General features: G+C 57.0%; 16 protein-coding genes and 1 pseudogene. 10 read left to right on the forward strand and 7 right to left on the reverse strand.

Annotated elements, in window-relative coordinates; translation table 11 throughout:
• Window positions 1-125: 125 nt before the first annotated feature.
• From ACTG2O_RS12285 to ACTG2O_RS12295, 3 genes are all read right to left on the reverse strand, one after another.
• The gene (locus ACTG2O_RS12285; protein ID WP_156808840.1) at window positions 126-845 is read right to left on the reverse strand and encodes a hypothetical protein; all 720 of its coding nucleotides are present in this window, start codon (window positions 843-845) and stop codon (window positions 126-128) included.
• Window positions 846-1,250: 405 nt separating this feature from the next.
• Complete coding sequence (locus tag ACTG2O_RS12290) at window positions 1,251-1,469, reverse strand: hypothetical protein (protein ID WP_156808839.1); 219 nt, start codon at window positions 1,467-1,469, stop codon at window positions 1,251-1,253.
• Between the two features lie 75 nt (window positions 1,470-1,544).
• Window positions 1,545-1,931: a DUF6404 family protein gene (locus tag ACTG2O_RS12295; RefSeq protein WP_439975875.1), complete on the reverse strand. Its 387-nt coding sequence runs from the start codon at window positions 1,929-1,931 to the stop codon at window positions 1,545-1,547.
• 195 nt (window positions 1,932-2,126) lie between these two features.
• On the opposite strand from ACTG2O_RS12295, the gene ACTG2O_RS12300 reads away from it, so the two are divergent.
• Complete coding sequence (locus tag ACTG2O_RS12300; RefSeq protein ID WP_019446772.1) at window positions 2,127-3,029, forward strand: LysR substrate-binding domain-containing protein; 903 nt, start codon at window positions 2,127-2,129, stop codon at window positions 3,027-3,029.
• Between the two features lie 171 nt (window positions 3,030-3,200).
• On the opposite strand, the gene ACTG2O_RS12305 is transcribed toward ACTG2O_RS12300, so the two are convergent.
• From ACTG2O_RS12305 to ACTG2O_RS12320, 4 genes are all read right to left on the reverse strand, one after another.
• Entirely contained in the window at window positions 3,201-3,434 is a 234-nt protein-coding gene (locus ACTG2O_RS12305) for a hypothetical protein (RefSeq protein WP_439975877.1), read from the reverse strand.
• A 193-nt stretch (window positions 3,435-3,627) separates the two neighbouring features.
• Entirely contained in the window at window positions 3,628-5,604 is a 1,977-nt protein-coding gene (locus ACTG2O_RS12310; RefSeq protein ID WP_439975879.1) for a methyl-accepting chemotaxis protein, read from the reverse strand.
• Between the two features lie 225 nt (window positions 5,605-5,829).
• Window positions 5,830-7,332: a glycerol kinase GlpK gene (glpK, locus tag ACTG2O_RS12315; protein ID WP_139472816.1), complete on the reverse strand. Its 1,503-nt coding sequence runs from the start codon at window positions 7,330-7,332 to the stop codon at window positions 5,830-5,832.
• Window positions 7,333-7,386: 54 nt separating this feature from the next.
• The gene (locus ACTG2O_RS12320) at window positions 7,387-8,235 is read right to left on the reverse strand and encodes an MIP/aquaporin family protein (protein WP_005350866.1); all 849 of its coding nucleotides are present in this window, start codon (window positions 8,233-8,235) and stop codon (window positions 7,387-7,389) included.
• Between the two features lie 489 nt (window positions 8,236-8,724).
• Here ACTG2O_RS12320 and glpT point away from each other — a divergent pair, with 489 nt between their 5' ends.
• The 9 genes and pseudogenes from glpT to ACTG2O_RS12365 all read left to right on the forward strand — a co-directional run bounded on the left by glpT (window position 8,725) and on the right by ACTG2O_RS12365 (window position 18,639).
• Window positions 8,725-10,083, forward strand: coding sequence for a glycerol-3-phosphate transporter (glpT, locus tag ACTG2O_RS12325; protein WP_005337540.1), 1,359 nt, complete (start codon window positions 8,725-8,727; stop codon window positions 10,081-10,083).
• A 102-nt stretch (window positions 10,084-10,185) separates the two neighbouring features.
• The gene (locus ACTG2O_RS12330) at window positions 10,186-10,944 is read left to right on the forward strand and encodes a DeoR/GlpR family transcriptional regulator (RefSeq protein ID WP_005337538.1); all 759 of its coding nucleotides are present in this window, start codon (window positions 10,186-10,188) and stop codon (window positions 10,942-10,944) included.
• Between the two features lie 317 nt (window positions 10,945-11,261).
• Window positions 11,262-12,749, forward strand: coding sequence for a glycerol-3-phosphate dehydrogenase (glpD, locus tag ACTG2O_RS12335; protein WP_005350869.1), 1,488 nt, complete (start codon window positions 11,262-11,264; stop codon window positions 12,747-12,749).
• 106 nt (window positions 12,750-12,855) lie between these two features.
• Complete coding sequence (gene glpQ, locus ACTG2O_RS12340; protein ID WP_439975881.1) at window positions 12,856-13,944, forward strand: glycerophosphodiester phosphodiesterase; 1,089 nt, start codon at window positions 12,856-12,858, stop codon at window positions 13,942-13,944.
• 218 nt (window positions 13,945-14,162) lie between these two features.
• Window positions 14,163-14,645 carry a serine protease inhibitor ecotin gene (eco, locus tag ACTG2O_RS12345; protein WP_005337529.1) on the forward strand — a complete coding sequence of 161 codons (483 nt, stop codon included), beginning with the start codon at window positions 14,163-14,165 and terminating at the stop codon, window positions 14,643-14,645.
• 298 nt (window positions 14,646-14,943) lie between these two features.
• A complete protein-coding gene (locus tag ACTG2O_RS12350) occupies window positions 14,944-15,315 on the forward strand; it encodes a DUF413 domain-containing protein (RefSeq protein ID WP_005350885.1) in 372 nt (123 codons plus the stop codon).
• Window positions 15,315-16,187: an HTH-type transcriptional regulator HdfR gene (gene hdfR / locus ACTG2O_RS12355; RefSeq protein ID WP_005337525.1), complete on the forward strand. Its 873-nt coding sequence runs from the start codon at window positions 15,315-15,317 to the stop codon at window positions 16,185-16,187. Before ACTG2O_RS12350 ends, hdfR begins: the two co-directional genes overlap by 1 nt.
• 175 nt (window positions 16,188-16,362) lie before the next feature.
• A complete protein-coding gene (locus ACTG2O_RS12360; RefSeq protein WP_019446766.1) occupies window positions 16,363-17,304 on the forward strand; it encodes a hypothetical protein in 942 nt (313 codons plus the stop codon).
• Window positions 17,305-17,449: 145 nt separating this feature from the next.
• A pseudogene (locus tag ACTG2O_RS12365) lies at window positions 17,450-18,639 on the forward strand (amino acid aminotransferase).
• Window positions 18,640-18,721: the final 82 nt, after the last annotated feature.

Consider the following 18,721-nt stretch of genomic DNA (forward strand, 5'->3'; position numbering starts at 1 on the left):
AAACAGTATTGAGGGGAGAGCAGCAATGGGGATAACTATGCAGATTATTCCAGCACTGTTCACGCTTGAGCTTATATTAATTATTATGAAGTGGTGTTATACAGGTTAACACCACTTCACTTCAATTAAACTAATGGAACGCCATCAAATTTCACACCTTTCCTGACTCCATTTAAGCCAGAGAATTTTACGCGTAGTGAGGTTAACTTCTGGGAGTTTTCATTAGTCAGTTTAAATGCAATCATTACGGTTGTTTTTACACCTTTTGGCAAAGCGAAGGTTTTATATGTTGATACATTTGATGAGCCTATAACTAATGAGTCAAGCTCCATCTCATTGCTTACGTCATCAAAGGCGCGAGTATCACCAGAAAAAGAAACATCCCGATCTGCATTATTATTTAGAAGATCTAATTTGCACGCAATTTTTCCCATTACCTTCTGACATCCACGCAGTTGGATCGAGATGTTCTCGATGGTTTCTATACGTTTTCCAAGAATAGTAGCACTGTCATTGTAGGCGTAAACAGCTTCTTGCTCCGAACTTCCAAATAATGGGTCTTGGTATTTTGTCCCCACCCAGAAAAAGCTAAATGCTGTAACGAAATATATAATAACAACTGATAGGTGACGAATAACCGAGGGGAGTTTTTGAAGAAAAAAATAAACAACGACCCAACATATGGCAACTAAAGAAGAGGTAAATAAAAGGACATTTTTCCAGTTGATTGCTTCCATTCCCAAAACTGATGGGTCTGGCACAACGTATGTAAATACTGCCCAGCCGGCCCCAAGAAGTGAGGTTAAGAAACCAAAAGACCATCCAAGTATACTTTTATTTTCCATGCAACCCCCGATCAAAATAAATAAAAGGTAAGTGAATTATAATCATGCCCCCCACTTCATTTCTTAATAAGAACCATTATTTACATTAGGATGAAGATGCATGATTTACTGAAAATCCAATAAGTTTTGATTAATTAAATTGATTTTTTTCAAAGAGCAAAAAATTATGGTTTTTCCAAAAAACCATGGATGTGAATTTTATTCCATTTGAGGCCTTCCTTGCAATGGTCAGATCAAGAAATTAAGTTAGCAGATGCTTATTTGTCCCTCCTCATTTACTAACAGAAGGACGCTCTGAGTGATGAGAGTTCTTCATATCTTGCTGTAGGCACTCAACTGTTTGCTCATCTAGTGAATTGTTCGGTTATCTGTGGCAGTGAACGTTGTCCAAGCTATGGCCAATCATTACAAGGTTGCCATGATGGCCGGATGAAGCTTTTTTGCGATCACCATGCCCAGGAAAATGGAGGCAAATAGAGGGAGAGGATCCCAGCTTCGTCGATAGCTGCGCCAGTTGCCATTGTGGTGGCGGAAAAGCCTGTAGGCGAGAACCAAGAGGCCAATGGCGGTTTGGATGAGGCAGTTAATTGAAAAGCTGATAAAAAATTTAACGAAATCCGGCAAGGTGAGAGTCCGAGTCTGTGAAAGTGTGCTCTTCAGAGCCTGTATTGCACCCAGTTTCAATCGGCAGCAGGGGCTTTAACCTTCTTCTGCTGTGCCTTCACTGATGTGCTGGTGCTCCAACTGCTCCCATGGGGTTAATCCAAGCTGCCGGCGTTTGAGCCAGAGTCCAATTAAGGTGAAAAGACCAAATACGCCAGCGAACACGGCGGTGTTGAACAGGACTGATATTGGATCCTTTCCCTCTAGGCGCCAGACGAAAATCCACATAATCAGACCCCAAATTGGTGCAATCGTGAGCCCTGCACAGATGAAATTGACAAACCAACTGGCGTAATAAGGCGGCTTGACGGCACAGCCTAGTTTACGCAGCAATTTGAACAACCACGGGTTGTAGTCGAACTCCTTGATGCCCTTGTCAGCCAGTTCCTGATGGGCGGCGGCCAGCCGTTCTTCAAATGTCATGGTATTCATCCTTGTGAAACAAGTGGTGCCATACGGCGCTTTTCAGGCTGCATTGTACTGACAAATCGCGAGCATGATGTGGGCTCGCGGTCACGTTCTTTCTCTGTAGAAAAAAAGAGCTGGCCTCACCGCACGCTTGCCAATCCACAGCGGCTGCGCCTATAAAGGCCCATTACTCTTGTCCGGATAACAGCAATGAAGACCCATTCTGATGAACTGACACTGTTTGTGGCGGTGGTGGAGGCGGGCAGTTTTCGCCAGGCGGCGGAGAACCTCGGCATGGACAACTCGGTGGTGAGCCGCGGCATCAAGCGGCTGGAGGAGAAGCTCTCCACCGTGCTGCTCAATCGCACCACCCGCCGGGTCAGCCTGACCGAGGAGGGGAGCTGGTTCTATCAGCGGGCGGTGAAGATCCTGACCGAGATGAGCGAGGCGGAGGGGCATCTGCTGATGCGCCGGGAACAACCCGAAGGGGTGTTGAGAGTCGATGCGGCTACCCCCTTTATTCTGCACCGGCTGGTGCCGCTCATCGGCGAGTTTCGCCGCCGCTACCCTGCCATCGAGCTACAGCTGCACAGCTCGGAGGGCTTTATCAATCTGATGGAGCGGCGGGTGGACATGGCCATCCGCATCGGCGAGCTGACCGACTCCTCCCTGCGCGCGCTGCCGCTGGGCCGTTCGCGGTTGCGGCTGCTGGCCTCTCCTGCTTACTTGAGCGAGCGCGGCACCCCGCGCCAACCGGCAGATCTGCTGAGCGGTCACGAGCTGCTTGGATTTTTGCATCCCGATCACCTCAACCACTGGCCGCTGCTCAGTGCCGAGCAGGGGGATCGCTTTGCCATCACCCCCAGTCTGCGTGCCAGCAGCGGTGAAACCTTGCGTCAGCTGGCGCTGGCGGGGCAGGGGATCGTCTGTCTGTCGGATTTCATGACCGGGCCGGATCGGGAGAGTGGCGCGCTGGTGGAGGTGCTGGCCCGTAGCAACAGTGGCGCCTCGCGCCCCATCAATGCGGTCTTCTACTCCGATGCCCAGCGGGATATCCGACTGCGGGTCTGGCTCGATTTTCTCAAAGAGCTGCTGGGCAGCCATACCCTGTAGTTCAGGTTGGTTTGTTCGGTTTGTTTGAACGGTTCGTCGCTGCGGTTTGCTTGGCGAAGAACAAGCCGCGCCTTCGTTGCGGCCAATCAGCATGAGCCAGGTGGCAGATAAACAGACGGCCGACTTGAGGGTCGGCCGCCGGTTTGGGAAGGTGTGTGAGCTGAAACGCAGTTAGCGGGGCAGTTTGCCCCATACCCGGCTGAGCAGGGCGCCGCCGATCACCGGCGGAATGGCCAGCAGCAGGGGCCACTGCCAGGAGAGGCCGCCGACGGTGGCGGCCAGTACGATGCAGGTGAGCACCACCAGCTGGGCCACCATCATCAGGAAGGTGCCTTCGCGGGGGGTCAGTGTCTCTTTTTGAGTGGCGACGTGAGCTACGGGCGCTTGATTGGTGGTCGGTTTCATGGCGATATCCCTCTGTTGAGTCTGATATCACTAAGCAATGGCCGTTCCACATTTTTTTATGTTATTTATCAGTGGTTTGTACTGTTTTTCGTCATTCCCGTTTCGAGAGCGCAGGCAAAATGATTTGCAAAATGAAAACGCCACCCTGAGGTGGCGTCTTGGTTATTGAGAGGGAGAGGGGGAAGCGCCGGGCCTAGCCAATCCGGTATTGGCGGATCTGCTCGTCGATGGCCTTGGCCAGTTCGAACAGTTCGCGGCTGGCGGCATTGCTCTCCTGCGCGTGTTCCCGCTGGTGTTCGGCCACCATGGCCAGCTCGTCGAGCGCGGTTCTGGCTTGCCCCATCTGTTGATTCTGCGCCTGCGCCAGCGCGTTGATCTCGTTGATCTCGAGGGCGGTCTGGTTGATTTGGCTGGTGGCATCAACCAGCACCTCTCTGGCCTGATTCATCCGGTTGTATCCCTCTTCGCTCAGGTTGCGGGAGTCTGCCATCGAGCTGCTGGCCTGCCGGGTTCCCTCCTGCAGGCGCAAGATAAGATCCTGCACATCCTTGGTGGCGGTCTGGGTACGCACCGCCAGTTGGCGTACCTCGTCGGCCACCACCGCAAAACCCCGTCCCATATCCCCCGCCCGGGCCGCTTCGATGGCCGCATTGAGGGCCAGCAGGTTGGTCTGGTTCGAGACATCGCGGATGAGGTTCATGATCTGGGTGATGTTGTTGCTGTCTTTCACCACCTCATCTAGCAGGGCAGAGGAGCTGCCGATGCTGCTGCGCAAGCTGTCGAGTTGCGCGGCGCTCTGGGTCACATCCTGCTCGATGCTGAGCATATGGTTGGCGATGCGTTGGGTCACGTCGTTGACCCCTTCCGAGCGGCTGGCGATCTGCTCGGCGTTGTCGCCGATGGTGGTGACCACAGTGGTCAGCTCCTGAATGCTCTGGGCCTGCTGGCACGCTTCTCCTGCCAGTGCCTGGGCCTGCTGCATGGATTGGGACGACTGCGCGGAGAGGGCACTGCCTGACTGCTGGAAGCGAGAGAAGCTCTGGTTCAGGCTCAGGATCAGCTGATTGAAACTCTGGGCCATCATGCCCAGCTCCGACTCGTCAGAGAAGTCGAGGCGGGTCGCCAGATCCCGATCGGCGGTGATGTGATGCATGCCATCGGCTGCCTGACGAATGGGGCGACTGATGGAGTGAGCCAGCCAGGCGGAGGCCAGCATGGCGATCCCGCCGATGGCGAGCGAGACCATGATAATGAGCTGGCGGGATTCCTGCAGGCCCTCTTCCAGCTCGGCGCTGTTGATCTCGCCAATCAGCAGCCGGTTGAGGGTGGGGATGTAACGTACCGCGATGAGATAGGTTTGCCCCTCCAGTGTTAGCGCCTCTACGGCCACCTGTTCCCGGGCATTGGGAATAAGCCGCTTGACGGTATCGAGGAAGGATTGCTGGTGGTGGGCGGCGCCTTCCACCTCCTGCTCGGGGTGGATCTCGATATTGCCCTCCATGTCCGCCAGATAGACCTGACCACTCTTGCCGATACGGTAGCCGCTGATGAGCTTGCTCAGGGCACTCATGTCGATGGAGGTACCTGCCACCGCCAGGGTCTTGCCCTCGTGGGTGACGGCGGTGTTGATATAGAGGGAGGCGCGCTTGTCAAAATCCGAGATGTCGAGGTTCAGCTCATAGGGTTTGCTGCGTTTGAGAAAGCCGAAAAACCACCCATCTTTAGGGTCTGATTCGCTCAGCGATTTCTGGGCGGTGGGGCCACCGCTGAAGTTGATCAGGGTGTTGCTCTGGCGGGGGGCGATAAAGACGTTGCCGCCGATCCGCCGTTGCAGATCCTGAAAGTAGCGTTCCATGGCGGGCCACTCTTGCTCTGGCATGCCAGCGGTCAGCCAGTCGATGACAAAACGGTTGCTGGCCAGCGCCTGCGCTTCGGTCAGGTGCTGGATAAGCTGGGCGGTCAGCTGGTTGGCAATGCGATCCACGCTGCTTGGCAGCTCGTAGCGTTCGACCCGCTGCTGGGCCTGACTGTGGGATATCTGCTCGAGGATCAAGGTGATGCAGCTGATGGCGATGGCCATCAGTATCGCTACGCCAGCGAGGATCCGGGTGCGGATCCCGAGCCCTGACCAGAGTGAGTGCAGTGTAAAACGGTGTATCGCCCTCTCCATATCGCTCTCCTCATAAATAAGGTCGCATATGCGACCCAGATGATGATTATAGATAGAGAACTCAATTGCGTTGTGGCGGATGGTGACAACAGAGGGCGGCAGAAAAAGGGAGGGAGCAGTTAGCGGGGAAGTGGGCAGAAAGCGGCAAGGGAAAGCATAAAAAGAGAGGCCGACATTGCGGTCGGCCTCTCTGGTGTTTATCTCAACGGAATGTCGGGTGCCCGATCACTCCTCTTCAGCCCAACGGCGTGAACGCTCAACCGCTTTTTGCCAGCCGCTGTAACGTTTGGCGCGATCGTCTCTGTCCATCTGCGGGATGAACTCGCGGTCAACGCTGAACTTGTCTTCCAGCTCGTCCGAGCTCTTCCAGAAGCCGACTGCCAGACCAGCCAGGAAGGCGGCGCCCATGGCGGTAGTCTCGATGCGGGTCGGACGTACCACCGGGGTGTGCATCATGTCAGCCTGGAACTGCATCAGAAAGTCGTTGGCTACGGCGCCGCCGTCTACCTTGAGGGCTGCCAGCTTGATGCCGGAGTCCTGCTGCATCGCATCCAGCACATCGCGGCTCTGATAGGCGATGGATTCCAGCGCAGCACGGATGATGTGGTTGCGGTTGGCACCACGGGTCAGACCGACCATGGTGCCGCGAGCATACGGATCCCAGTAGGGTGCACCCAGACCAACGAAGGCCGGTACCAGATAGACGCCGTTGGTATCGCCCACCTTGGAGGCGAAGTAGTCGGTGTCGCGGGCATCGTGGATGATCTTCAGCTCGTCACGCAGCCACTGGATGGTGGCGCCGCCCATAAACACTGCACCTTCCAGCGCGTAGTTCACTTCCCCTTTCGGGCCGATGGCAACGGTAGTCAGCAGGCCGTTGCTGGAGCGAACCGGCTCGGTGCCGGTGTTCATCAGCATGAAGCAGCCGGTGCCGTAGGTGTTTTTGGCCATCCCTTTTTCAAAGCAGAGCTGGCCGAACAGGGCAGACTGCTGGTCACCGGCAATACCGGCGATGGGGATGCGGGAGCCGCCGCCACGGGTGGTGTAGCCGTACACTTCGGAAGAGGGTTTCACTTCCGGCAGCATGGACATGGGGATGCCCAGCTCGTCCAGCATCTTCTCGTCCCACTTCAGCTCGCGGATGTTGTAGAGCATGGTACGGGAGGCGTTGGTCGGGTCAGTGACGTGAACTTCGCCATTGGTCATCTTCCAGACCAGCCAGGTGTCGATGGTGCCGAACAGCAGTTCGCCGTTCATCGCCTTCTCGCGGGCACCTTCCACGTTATCGAGGATCCACTTCACCTTGGTACCGGAGAAGTAGGCATCCAGCACCAGACCTGTGTTCTCGCGAACGTACTCTTCCAGACCGCGAGCTTTGAGCTCTTCGCAGATGGCGGCGGTGCGGCGGCACTGCCAGACGATGGCGTTGTAGATGGGCTTGCCGGTGGCCTTTTCCCATACCACTGTGGTTTCACGCTGGTTGGTGATACCGATGGCGGCGATCTCTTCGCTGCGCAGGCCGGTCTTGGCCAGCACTTCGGTAAAGACGGAGGATTGGGTTGCCCAGATCTCCATCGGGTCGTGCTCTACCCAGCCCGCTTTCGGGTAGTGCTGGGTGAATTCGCGCTGGGAGGTACCGACAATGTTGGCATCCTGATCAAACACGATGGCGCGGGAAGAGGTGGTTCCCTGGTCCAGAGCGACGACATATTTCTTTTCAGCAGACATGATGTTCTCCACGTTTCTATTTTCCACGTTTTTATACGTTGGAGGGGGCCGCTCTTATGCGGCAGCCTCTTCTTTGGCGGTTTGGGTCGCTTGCTCGGTGGTGACGACACGGTTGCCCGGGACGCAGGGAGCCAGCACTTTGACATACAGAGCGGTACCAATCTGGGCGCCAACGATGGGGCCAAGGATAGGAACCCAGAAGTAGGGGTTGTCACGACCACCGGTCAGGGCAACATCACCCCAGCCAGCAAAGAACGCGAACAGTTTCGGACCAAAGTCACGGGCCGGGTTCATGGCAAAACCGGTTAACGGGCCAAGGGAGGCACCGATCACCGCGATCAGGATACCGATCAGCAGAGCGGCTGCGAAACCTTTGGGAGCGCCGTTGTTGTTGTCACCCAGCGCCATGATGCCCAGCATCAGGACGGCGGTGATCACCAGCTCGACGGCAAAAGCTTGCATATTGGTCAGCAGGGCATTGGGGTAGGTGGAGAAGATCCCGGCGGTGCCGAGGCTCTCGACGCTGCCGCGCACCACGTTATGGGTCACTTCCCACTGGGTGAAAAGGTTACCATAAAGGAAGTAGACAAGGGCCGCGAAGCAGAAGGCACCGGCCATCTGGGCGATGATGTAGGGCACCACCTTGCGCTTGTCGAAACCGCAGAAGGTCATCAGCGCCAGGGTTACAGCCGGGTTGAGGTGGGCACCTGAAATGCCGCCGGTCACATAGATGGCGATGGCCACACCCAGACCCCAGGTAATGGAGATTTCCCACTGCCCGAAGTTGGCGCCTGCCAGCACCAGTGCCGCCACACATCCGACGCCGAAAAATATCAGCAGGCCGGTTCCGATAAACTCGGCGATGCACTCGCCAAGCAGGGTATTGGGTCTTTGTATGCTCATACTTTTGTTCCTTATATCCACCCGTAGAGGTTTGATGTTCCGTTTTATCTTTTTGTGTCTATCCGTTGCTGCCGAAAACGTTTCTTTGTTGTTTTTGCGTCTTGCGCAAACGTTATGCTCGTTTGCGCTCGTTATCGGTCGTGACAGAAAATAACCCTTCCCAATAATTTCACCATCCCCCCTCCATAGGAAATGTGGACAAGATCCCACTCATTGCTAAGAAAATGTGACGTAAAGCATCTTGGTAACCGCCAGTTACCACTTAGGGGGTAGCTCACAACCCTTGCCACACAAGGGCTGGCGCTTGCTGAGTGATTTCTCATTTGGAGCTTTTATTTGTAATAAAACTGCAATATTTGAGCATGCATCACAGATTAAATGAGCGCATATGAGCACAATAGGCTCGCTTACGAATCAGCGGACTCACATGATTCGTTGGAATGGTCAGGGCATCCTCAACCGCCCATAACAACAATAAGGAAGCAGAACATGCTTAGTCTCTTCAGGCCTGCGGCGCACATCGACAGGCTCCCGGCTGACAAGGTCGACCCCTTCTACAAACGCATGCGTTGGCAGGTGTTTTTCGGGATCTTCTTCGGTTACGCCGGCTACTACCTGGTACGGAAAAACTTCAGTCTGGCGATGCCCTATCTGATCGAGCAGGGCTTCTCCCGTGGTGATCTCGGTTTCGCGCTCTCCGGGGTCTCCATCGCTTACGGTTTGTCCAAGTTCCTGATGGGGAACGTCTCTGACCGTTCCAACGCCCGTTACTTCCTCTCCGCCGGTCTGCTGCTCTCGGCTGCCATCATGTTCATGATGGGTACCATGCACTGGGCCACCTCCAGCATTGCCATCATGTTTGTGCTGTTGTTCCTGAACGGTTGGGCACAGGGCATGGGCTGGCCGCCCTGCGGTCGCACCATGGTGCACTGGTGGTCACAGAAAGAGCGCGGCGAAGTGGTTGCGGTCTGGAACGTGGCGCACAACGTGGGTGGCGGCATGATTGGCCCGCTGTTTATCCTCGGGATGGGCTGGTTCAACGACTGGCGCAGTGCCTTCTATGTGCCTGCGGCAGCGGCGGCCGCCATCGCGGTGATCGCCTTCTTCGTGATGCGTGATACCCCGCAATCGGTCGGTCTGCCTCCCATCGAGGAGTACAAGAACGATTATCCGAAGGATTACAACGAGAGCCACGAGCAGGAGTTCTCCGCCAAGGAGATCTTCGTCAAGTACGTGCTGCACAACAAACTGCTGTGGTACATCGCGATCGCCAACGCTTTCGTTTACCTCATTCGTTACGGTGTGCTGGACTGGGCGCCAACCTACCTGAAAGAGGCCAAGCACTTCACCGTTGACAACTCCTCTTGGGCTTACTTCCTCTACGAGTGGGCCGGTATTCCGGGCACCCTGTTGTGTGGCTGGATCTCTGACAAGATGTTCCAGGGCCGCCGTGCACCGGCCGGTATCCTGTTCATGGTGCTGGTGACCCTGGCTGTGCTGGTTTACTGGTTCAACCCGGCCGGCAACCCGACCATCGACATGATGGCACTGGTGGCTATCGGCTTCCTGATCTACGGCCCTGTCATGCTGATCGGTCTCTATGCTCTTGAGCTGGCACCGAAGAAAGCAGCCGGTACTGCGGCAGGTTTCACCGGTCTGTTCGGTTATCTGGGCGGCGCCGTGGCAGCCAACGCCATGCTGGGTTATACCGTTGACCACTTCGGTTGGGATGGCGGCTTCATGGTACTGACCGTCTCCTGCGTGCTCTCTATCATTCTGCTGGCGATGACCCTCAAGCACGAGAACATTGCTGTTGCGGCCAAGAAAGCGGCTGCCCATAAGGCATAAAACGTGATCCTCAGCTTATTGATCCCAAAGGGGATCAGGTAAACTGCCAAAAGGCCCCGCATCTGCCGGGGCCTTTTTTTGTCTCATCATCGGAGTGCAAGCGTGAAGCAAACCCAACGACATCTGGAGATCCTGGACGTCCTGACGCGGCAGGGATTTGTCTCGACCGACGATCTGGTGACCCACTTTGACGTCAGCCCCCAGACCATTCGCCGGGATCTGAACGATCTCGCCGAACAGAACAAGATCCGGCGCCATCATGGCGGTGCCTCCCTGCATTCGAGTACCGTCAATACCGCCTACAGCGCCCGTAAAGTGATGCAACTCAAGGAGAAAGAGCGCATCGCCCGCGAGGTTGCGGCCAATATTCCCGACGGCTCATCGCTCTTTATCGACATAGGTACCACCACCGAAGCCATTGCCCGCGCCCTGCTCGATCACCGCGAGCTGCGCATCGTCACCAACAACCTCAACGTGGCCAGCATTTTGACGGCCAAGGATGACTTCACCGTCATCATTGCCGGCGGCGAGATCCGCAACCGCGATGGCGGTATCGTGGGGGAGGCGACCCGCGACTTTATCGGTCAGTTTCGCATGGACTATGGCGTCATCGGGATTTCGGGGATCGACAACGACGGCTCCCTGCTCGATTTCGACTATCACGAGGTGAAGATCGCCCAAGCCATCATCGCCCACTCCCGTCAGGTGTTCCTGGCCGCCGACCACACCAAGTTCGGTCGCAATGCCATGGTCAATCTGGGCAATCTCAGCCAGATCCACGCCCTCTTTACCGATCAGGAGCCACCGGAAAAGCTGGCGCGATTGATGGCGCAACACCAGATCGCTTGCCACATCTGCTGACGGCGAAACACGCCAAGGCTTTGCCGGTCGCCCGTCAGGGCGGCCTCCTTTCTTTTTCTCTCCCCCAGTCCCGCACTCATCTCACCCCTTTATAGGTATTGCAAAAACCACTATTCAATCTGGTTTTTTTGGCTATTAACCCGCCGATGTTGGCCCGACGCCATTTGCTCCGCTGACCTGTCCCCTTTGCCACCTCTGGCGGGCTGTGGCGATCACACTTTCATCATAAAATGTTCGTTTGTTGTATTTTCATGTTCTAAAATGAGCGAAATCAAACATTGCTGTTATAGCAATCATAAAAATGAAAGTAGGTGAACATGAGCGAACATTATGATCTGGTCGTCGTCGGTGGCGGCATCAACGGGGTCGGCATCGCAGCCGATGCGGCAGGACGGGGTCTGAAGGTTGCCCTGTTTGAGGCGCAAGATCTCGCCTCTGCCACCTCGTCCAACTCCAGCAAGCTGATCCACGGCGGTTTGCGCTATCTCGAACATTACGAATTCCGGCTGGTGAAAGAGGCGTTGGCGGAGCGTGAGGTGCTGCTCGGTATGGCGCCTCACATCGCTCGTCCCATGCGTTTTCGCCTGCCGCACCGTCCACACCTGCGTCCGGCCTGGATGATCCGCGCCGGTCTGTTCCTCTATGACAATCTGGCCAAGCGCGACAAGCTAAAGGGGAGCTGTGGCGTGCGCTTCCTGCCGCAAGATGGCTTGACCGCGGGGATCAACAAGGGGTTTGAATATTCCGATGCTTGGGTCGACGACGCCCGGTTAGTGGTGCTCAATGCCATGATGGCCCGTGACAAGGGGGCCGACGTGCAGACCCGCACCCGCTGCATCAAGGCGGTGCGCGGTTCCAAACACTGGACGCTCACTTTGGAGCGGGAAGGGGGCGAGCAGTTCACCGTCACCTGCCGTGGTCTGGTCAATGCGGCGGGCCCCTGGGTCAAGACCTTCTATGACGAGAGCCTGCACGAGAAATCCCCCCGCGGCATTCGCCTTATTAAAGGCAGCCACATGATAGTGCCGCGCATCCATGAGCGCGAAGAGGCCTATATCCTGCAAAACGAGGACAACCGTATCGTCTTCGTCATCCCTTATCAGCAGGACTACTCACTCATCGGCACCACCGATGTGGAGCACCACGGCAGCCCGCGGGAAGCGAAGATCAGCGAGGCCGAAATTACCTACCTGTGCAAGGTGGTCAACGCTCACTTCACTCGCCAAATTGCGCCGAAAGATGTGATCTGGACTTACGCCGGGGTGCGTCCGCTCTGTGACGACGAGTCAGACTCGCCGCAGGCGGTGACCCGCGACTACACCCTCGAACTGTCTGGCGAGTCTGACGGTGCGCCGCTGCTCTCGGTATTTGGCGGCAAGCTCACCACCTATCGCAAGCTGGCGCAGGCCGCCTGCAACAAGCTCAAGCCCTGGTTCAGCCAGATGGGGGATGATTGGACTGCGACCAGTCGTCTGCCCGGCGGCGAGTTTGACTGCTCGGTACGCGAGCTGGCCCGCGCCTTTGCGCTGGAGTTTGACTGGCTCGATGATCGCAGCGCCCTGCGCATTGCCGAGGCCTATGGCGCCCATGCCCGTCTCTGGCTGAAAGAGGATCGTGGCATTCACTTCGGTGGCGGCCTGTACGAGTCGGAAGTGCGTTATCTCATCGAGCGGGAGTGGGCCTGTTCACTGGACGATATCCTCTGGCGCCGCAGCAAGCTGGGGCTGCGCCTGAACGAGTCAGAGCAGCAGATGTTGCAGATCTGGCTCGACCAATACCATCAGGCTCTGCGCAAGGCGAGCTGATGAGTGACGGTGGGCAGTGCGCTGCTGCCCACCGCTTTCCACCGTAAATATGCAACAAACCTCTGATAGAACAATTACCTACACACAATAATAAAGAGCATCACATATGAAAAAACTCGCCGTTTCCCTCATCGCCTTGAGCCTTGGGGCATCCCTCTCATTACCCGTGTTGGCTGCCGATGAAGGCAAGGTGGTGATCGCCCACCGTGGCGCTTCCGGCTACCTGCCCGAGCATACCCTGGAGTCCAAGGCGCTGGCCTATGGCATGGGGGCTGACTATCTGGAGCAGGATCTGGTGATGACCAAGGATGATCAGCTGGTGGTGATGCACGATCACTTCCTCGATGGTATCACCGATGTGGCGGCGCGCTTCCCCGGCCGTGCCCGTCCGGACGGCCGTTACTATGTGGTGGATTTCACCCTAGATGAGGTGCGTTCCCTGCGTATGACCGAACCGTTCCAGCTGGTGGATGGCAAGCAGGTGCCGGTCTATCCGGCCCGCTTCCCGCTCTGGAAGTCAGACTTCAAGATCCACACCTTCCAGGAGGAGATCGAGATGATCCAGGGGCTCAACAAGAGCACCGGCAAGAACATCGGCATCTATCCGGAGATCAAAGCGCCCTGGCTGTTCCGTCACGAAGGCAAGGATATCTCCAAGGCGGTGCTGAAGGTGCTCAAGGAGTACGGCTATACCGGGAAGGATGACAAGGTCTATCTGCAGTGCTTCGATGCCGATGAACTCAAGCGCATCAACAGCGAGCTGATGCCCGCCATGGGTATGGATCTGAAACTGGTGCAACTGATGGCCGAGACCGACTGGAACGAGACCATGGTCTACGACGCCAAGGGTAAGGCGACCCCCTACAACTATGACTGGATGTTCAAGCCGGGAGCGATAAAAACCATCGCCAGCTATGCCGAAGGGATTGGCCCGTGGAAACCGATGATCGTCACCGAGCCGGGCACTTTGGGCAAGCCGGTCTTCACCAGCATGGTAAAAGAAGCCCACGCGGCGGGCCTGAAAGTTCACCCCTATACCTTCCGTCAGGATGAGGGACAGATCCCGGCCTATGCCAAGGACTTCACCGATCTCCTTAACATCTTCCTCTATCAAGCCGATGTGGACGGGGTGTTCAGCGACTTCCCCGACAAGGCGGTGGCCGTCATCAAGGCCCATCAAGAGGCGGCCAAATAGCACTCTGGCGCCATTTGAATGCAAAGCGAGGCTAATTGGCCTCGCTTTTTGTTTCAGGTTCCCGTAACGGGAGTGTGCGCCCTGTCAGAAAATAGCCAGATCACGTCATGGTGTGCCGGATCTGCATCATTTTACGCAGTTTTTACGTAGCAGATCGCTGGCATGAAATCGGCAGAGCGGTTAGTCTAGCGGCGTTGAACCAACCCCATGAGGTACAGATGAAAACCGTATTGCGTTTTAGCCTGCTGGGCGCCTTGTTGCTGGGTGGCCATGCTTTCGCCGCCGAGCCGAAAAAATTTGATATCAGCATGTTCCCAGCCGCTGACGTGAATCAGGAACGTGTGGTGATCCGCCTGCCTGAAGTCGAGAAAGAAGCCGACATGATGGTCGAGCTGCAGGTCGGCAAAAAGATGATGGTTGATTGCAACGTACCGCGTTTTGCAGGCAACCTGGAACAGCACAGCGTTAAAGGCTGGGGCTACAACTACCTGAAACTGGGCAAAGTCTCCGACCCCATCAGCACCCTGATGATGTGCCCTGATAACCAGCAGAAAGAGACCTTCGTCCAGATCTACGGTCAGGGCTTCTTCGTGAACTACAACTCAAAACTGCCGTTCGTGATTTACGTGCCGCAGGAGTATGAAGTGCGCTACCGTCTGTGGCGTGCCGACAACCTGGCCCAACCGGCCATGATTGAGTAAGCATGTTTGAACCAAAGGTTCAGCTGGTTCACCTGATGTGATAAATAAAGCGCCGTATGGCGCTTTGTTTTTGCCTGCACAGTCCAAAAAGTGACGTGCAAATAGGCTGCACGTTTACATAAGTTTATTATTTATCAACGTTTTTTGTGTGTTATGCCACAAAATCAGCGTCAGCGATGGGGCAAAGTGACTTCGATAAAAGATATTTATTAACATAGTGAGAAAATTGATTTTGCACTCGGCGATGGCCTGATGATACTTGCCCGCAAAGGTCAAACTAACCAGAAAAAAGAGCACTATGAGCTTCGAATCAGACAAGCGTTTCAACGACTTCAAACATTTTCCCCGTGGCCTGCGTCGCAGTGGTGAATTCACTGTGGCCGAAGCGGACAGTCTGGAAAAGTATGGTACCGCCATGCTGGCACTCTACCAGGGCAACCTTGCACCCCGTGATGATGTCGAGTCAGCCTTCGTCGAGCAGGTCAAATCCGGCGAAGCCGGTGCCAACCCCCATGCCAAGGTGTGGTTCAAGTACCTCAAGGTGATTGGTCCCAAGCGCGTTCATCGCCTCTGCACCGTTGTTGGTGGTGCCAGCGAAGAGAGCAGCGGTGGCGGCAGCTTTGATGTCGGTGGTGGCAGCGGCGGTGGCAGTGACGAGTCCATCGATTAATGGATACCGAGCTGCTTCGGACCTTTATCGAGGTGAGCAAGACCCGGCATTTTGGCCGGGCTGCTGAAAATCTCTACCTGACCCAGTCGGCGGTGAGTTTCCGGATCCGCCAGCTAGAGCAGCAACTGGGTGTCAGTCTGTTTGCACGTCATCGTAACAACATCCGCCTGACCGCCTCCGGTGAGCGTCTGCTGCCATACGCAGACGCCATCTTGCACACCCTTGGTCGTGCCAAGCAGGATGTGGCGCTCTCGCCAGGATTCAGCCAGCAGTTGGCCATCGGCGCGCCTGCGGTGTTCTGGGAGCTCGATTTCAACGACTGGCTCAATCACATCTATGCATTGGCGCCCGGTTTGGCGGTGCGGCTGGAAACAGCCTCCCGCGAGCACCTCTGCCGCCAGTTGCTGGAGCGCTCCCTCGATCTGGCCCTGCTCTCCGAGCCCACCAAGATCGACGAGATTGCCCTGCATCCCATCGGTGAGCTGGTGTTCGAGCTGGTGAGCCGGGATCCGGCCGCCAATGCCGACAACCTGATGCAGATGCCGCACATCCACCTCGACTGGGGCACCAGCTTCGAGCCGCAACCCAGCCGCTTGCAGAGCCTGCAAAAGACCCCGGTGCTGCACTCCAGCTCCGCCAGCATGGCGTTGCAGTTCGTGCTGGCCAACGGTGGTGCTGCCTACCTGCCACGGCGGATGGTTAGCCCCTTCCTCGAGAAGGGGGCGCTCCATCTGGTGGAGGGGGGCCAGCCGCTGAGCCGTCCCCTCTATCTCGCCTATCTGGAGAAATCCGATCGCCGGGAGCTGATCGATCAGTTGCTGACCCTGCCACTGGGTTGGCACGATGCTGAGTTGCGTCTCAACGTCGAATAAGCGTCGAGTGTTATCCAAGAAAGAGCCCACCCCACGGTGGGCTCTTCTGTTTGGGGAATATTGCAGGGAGCGAGGTCACGTAATTGGCGCGGGAGGCTTGGCGTCATCGGTCTGTAACGGTACCTTTTCAGGCTGTTTGTTTATCCGATTGAGCACTGACAGGGATGGATTGTAATTGATCGACTTTAGTCACCCCGAATGGCGGGCGCTGGCGCAGCAGTTGCTGAGCCACTCACCTGTGGTGATCCGTGGCCGCCAGTGGCAACCGCTGGTGGGCCTGCTCAAGGATAACCAGCTGCTGCTCGCCCATGGCAGCCACAGCTATGAGCTCACCCCGGCCGGACGGCGCTATCTCACCCGCGAGCTGATGCTGGCCGAGATCGCAACTGCCCCCCCCGAGCCCGAGGAGTGGTTGCATGCTCAGGGCTGGCAATTGGGGGAGCTGGTCAACGAACGGGTGCTGGCGGCGCTCTATCGCAAGTCAGAGGTGAACTTCACCCCCAACGAGCAGATTGATTTCGAGGACAAGGGGATCCGGCTCTGTGCCGATCAGCTGTTGCGCTTGCGCGCCGCCCAGCCGTTCAGCCTCTTTTTCAGCGGCGGCACCCTGATCGACGCAGCCCCCTGGTTGCAGGCGCTGGGGGAGGTGGCGCTGCCCGAGCGCACCCTGGCGCGTCTTGGCAAGATCCTGTGGGGGGAGGGGAGTATCGAGCGGGTGATCACCACAGACAGCGTTGGCGCCTTTGCCGAGCTGCCTCTTGAACCCGGCACCTTGCTGGTGTGGGCCCCCCCATCGGCTCCTCTAGCCTTGCAGCAGGTGGTGGCCGCCTTGCCCCCCAATGTGCTGTGGAGTCATCTCACCGCCCTCGACCCTGCCGGGGTGGATAGGCTGCAGGCGCTGGCCCAGCGCTTGGGTCGTCCGGCCAGCTGGTGGTTGCCCCGTGATCTGGCCCCCATCCTCAGCGCGTATGCCCAGCCTTTGACTGAGGCTCGGCCCTGGGAGCCGAGCCGGATCCCCAAGCCATTGTTAGCAGTTTGTAGCGGTTTGGTTGAGTCCAATGGTGGCTTGTCGGCCGAGGTATGCGCGCTGGCACCAGCGTGGCATGCCGTTGGTTGAAATTGGCCTGAAAGCGAGCCAAAAAGCGGTTTTCCCTCATTGAACGCGGTGATATAAAGAGTTGACGAAGCGCTCGCCAGATGAGCGCTTTTGTTTATCAAGCCGCTTTGCCACCTAACGAACTCAACGGAATACAGGGAATACCATGTTTGAAAAGGTTGTTGCCGCCCCAGCGGATCCGATCCTGGGCCTGACCAAGCCTTCCGCGCTGACTCTCGCAGCCACAAGATCAATCTGGGCGTAGGGATCTACAAGGACGAGTCCGGTGCCACCCCCATTCTTCACTGTGTCAAGAAAGCCGAGCAGAAGCTGCTGACCGACGAGAAGACCAAGAACTACCTCGGTATTGAAGGCAATATCGAATATGGCCGCATCGTGCAGCAACTGCTGTTCGGGCAGCACTCTGCGCTGGTTGCCAGTGGCCGCGCCAAGACCGCGCAAGCGCCGGGCGGTACCGGTGCCCTGCGTATCGCGGCCGAATTCGTGGTGCGCAACGGTCTGGCCAAGACCATCTGGATCTCTGATCCCACCTGGGCCAACCACGTCAGCGTATTCCAGGCCGCGGGCCTGACCGTCAAGTGGTACAAGTACTACGACGCCGCCACCAAGGGACTCGACTTTGCCGCCATGCAGGCTTCGCTGGCCGAAGTGCAGCCGGGTGAGCTGGTGCTGCTGCACGGTTGCTGCCACAACCCGACCGGTATCGACCCCACTAGCGATCAGTGGCGCGCGCTGGCCAAGCAGAGTGCTGCTGCCGGCTGGTTGCCGCTGTTTGACTTCGCCTATCAGGGTTTTGCCCGTGGTATCGAAGAGGATGCCGAAGGCCTGCGCATCTTCGCCGAGTGCCATGACGAGCTGCTGGTGGCGAGCTCTTTCTCCAAGAACTTCGGCCTCTACAACGAGCGGGTCGGCGCCTTCACGCTGGTGAGCGCGACCAAAGAGATCGCCGATGTGGCCTTCACCCAGGTCAAGACCGTCATTCGTGCCAACTACTCCAACCCGCCGTCACACGGTGCCGCCGTGGTCACCGCCGTGGTGAGCGATCCGGCTCTCTATGCCGAGTGGGTCGAAGAAGTTGCTGCCATGCGGGTGCGTATTCGCGAGATGCGCGAACTGCTGGTAGAGAAGCTGGCTGCCCTCGGCGTGAGCCAGGATTTCAGCTTTATCCGCGAGCAGAACGGCATGTTCTCCTTCTCCGGCCTCACCAAGGAGCAGGTGGAGCGCCTCAAGAGCGAATTTGCCATCTACATCGTCGGCTCAGGCCGGATCAGCGTGGCCGGGATCACCCGCGCCAACATCGATCCCCTGTGCGAGGCGATCGCCAAGGTGCTGTAATCGCATTGCCTTGTGCTCTGGCTCTATGCCATGAAAAAGCCCGTCACCTTGGTGACGGGCTTTTTTGATCGCCATGTCCCGT

Source organism: Aeromonas sp. 61P (assembly GCF_051919545.1).
Classification (GTDB): Bacteria; Pseudomonadota; Gammaproteobacteria; order Enterobacterales; family Aeromonadaceae; genus Aeromonas; species Aeromonas veronii.

Excerpts from the sequence above, each read along its gene's own strand:
- ACTG2O_RS12285 (WP_156808840.1), bottom strand. The coding sequence starts at position 845 with ATGGAAAATAAAAGTATACTTGGATGGTCTTTTGGTTTCTTAACCTCA.
- ACTG2O_RS12295 (WP_439975875.1), bottom strand. The coding sequence starts at position 1,931 with ATGACATTTGAAGAACGGCTGGCCGCCGCCCATCAGGAACTGGCTGAC.
- ACTG2O_RS12300 (WP_019446772.1), top strand. The coding sequence starts at position 2,127 with ATGAAGACCCATTCTGATGAACTGACACTGTTTGTGGCGGTGGTGGAG.
- ACTG2O_RS12305 (WP_439975877.1), bottom strand. The coding sequence starts at position 3,434 with ATGAAACCGACCACCAATCAAGCGCCCGTAGCTCACGTCGCCACTCAA.
- ACTG2O_RS12310 (WP_439975879.1), bottom strand. The coding sequence starts at position 5,604 with ATGGAGAGGGCGATACACCGTTTTACACTGCACTCACTCTGGTCAGGG.
- glpK (WP_139472816.1), bottom strand. The coding sequence starts at position 7,332 with ATGTCTGCTGAAAAGAAATATGTCGTCGCTCTGGACCAGGGAACCACC.
- ACTG2O_RS12320 (WP_005350866.1), bottom strand. The coding sequence starts at position 8,235 with ATGAGCATACAAAGACCCAATACCCTGCTTGGCGAGTGCATCGCCGAG.
- glpT (WP_005337540.1), top strand. The coding sequence starts at position 8,725 with ATGCTTAGTCTCTTCAGGCCTGCGGCGCACATCGACAGGCTCCCGGCT.
- glpD (WP_005350869.1), top strand. The coding sequence starts at position 11,262 with ATGAGCGAACATTATGATCTGGTCGTCGTCGGTGGCGGCATCAACGGG.
- glpQ (WP_439975881.1), top strand. The coding sequence starts at position 12,856 with ATGAAAAAACTCGCCGTTTCCCTCATCGCCTTGAGCCTTGGGGCATCC.
- eco (WP_005337529.1), top strand. The coding sequence starts at position 14,163 with ATGAAAACCGTATTGCGTTTTAGCCTGCTGGGCGCCTTGTTGCTGGGT.
- ACTG2O_RS12350 (WP_005350885.1), top strand. The coding sequence starts at position 14,944 with ATGAGCTTCGAATCAGACAAGCGTTTCAACGACTTCAAACATTTTCCC.
- hdfR (WP_005337525.1), top strand. The coding sequence starts at position 15,315 with ATGGATACCGAGCTGCTTCGGACCTTTATCGAGGTGAGCAAGACCCGG.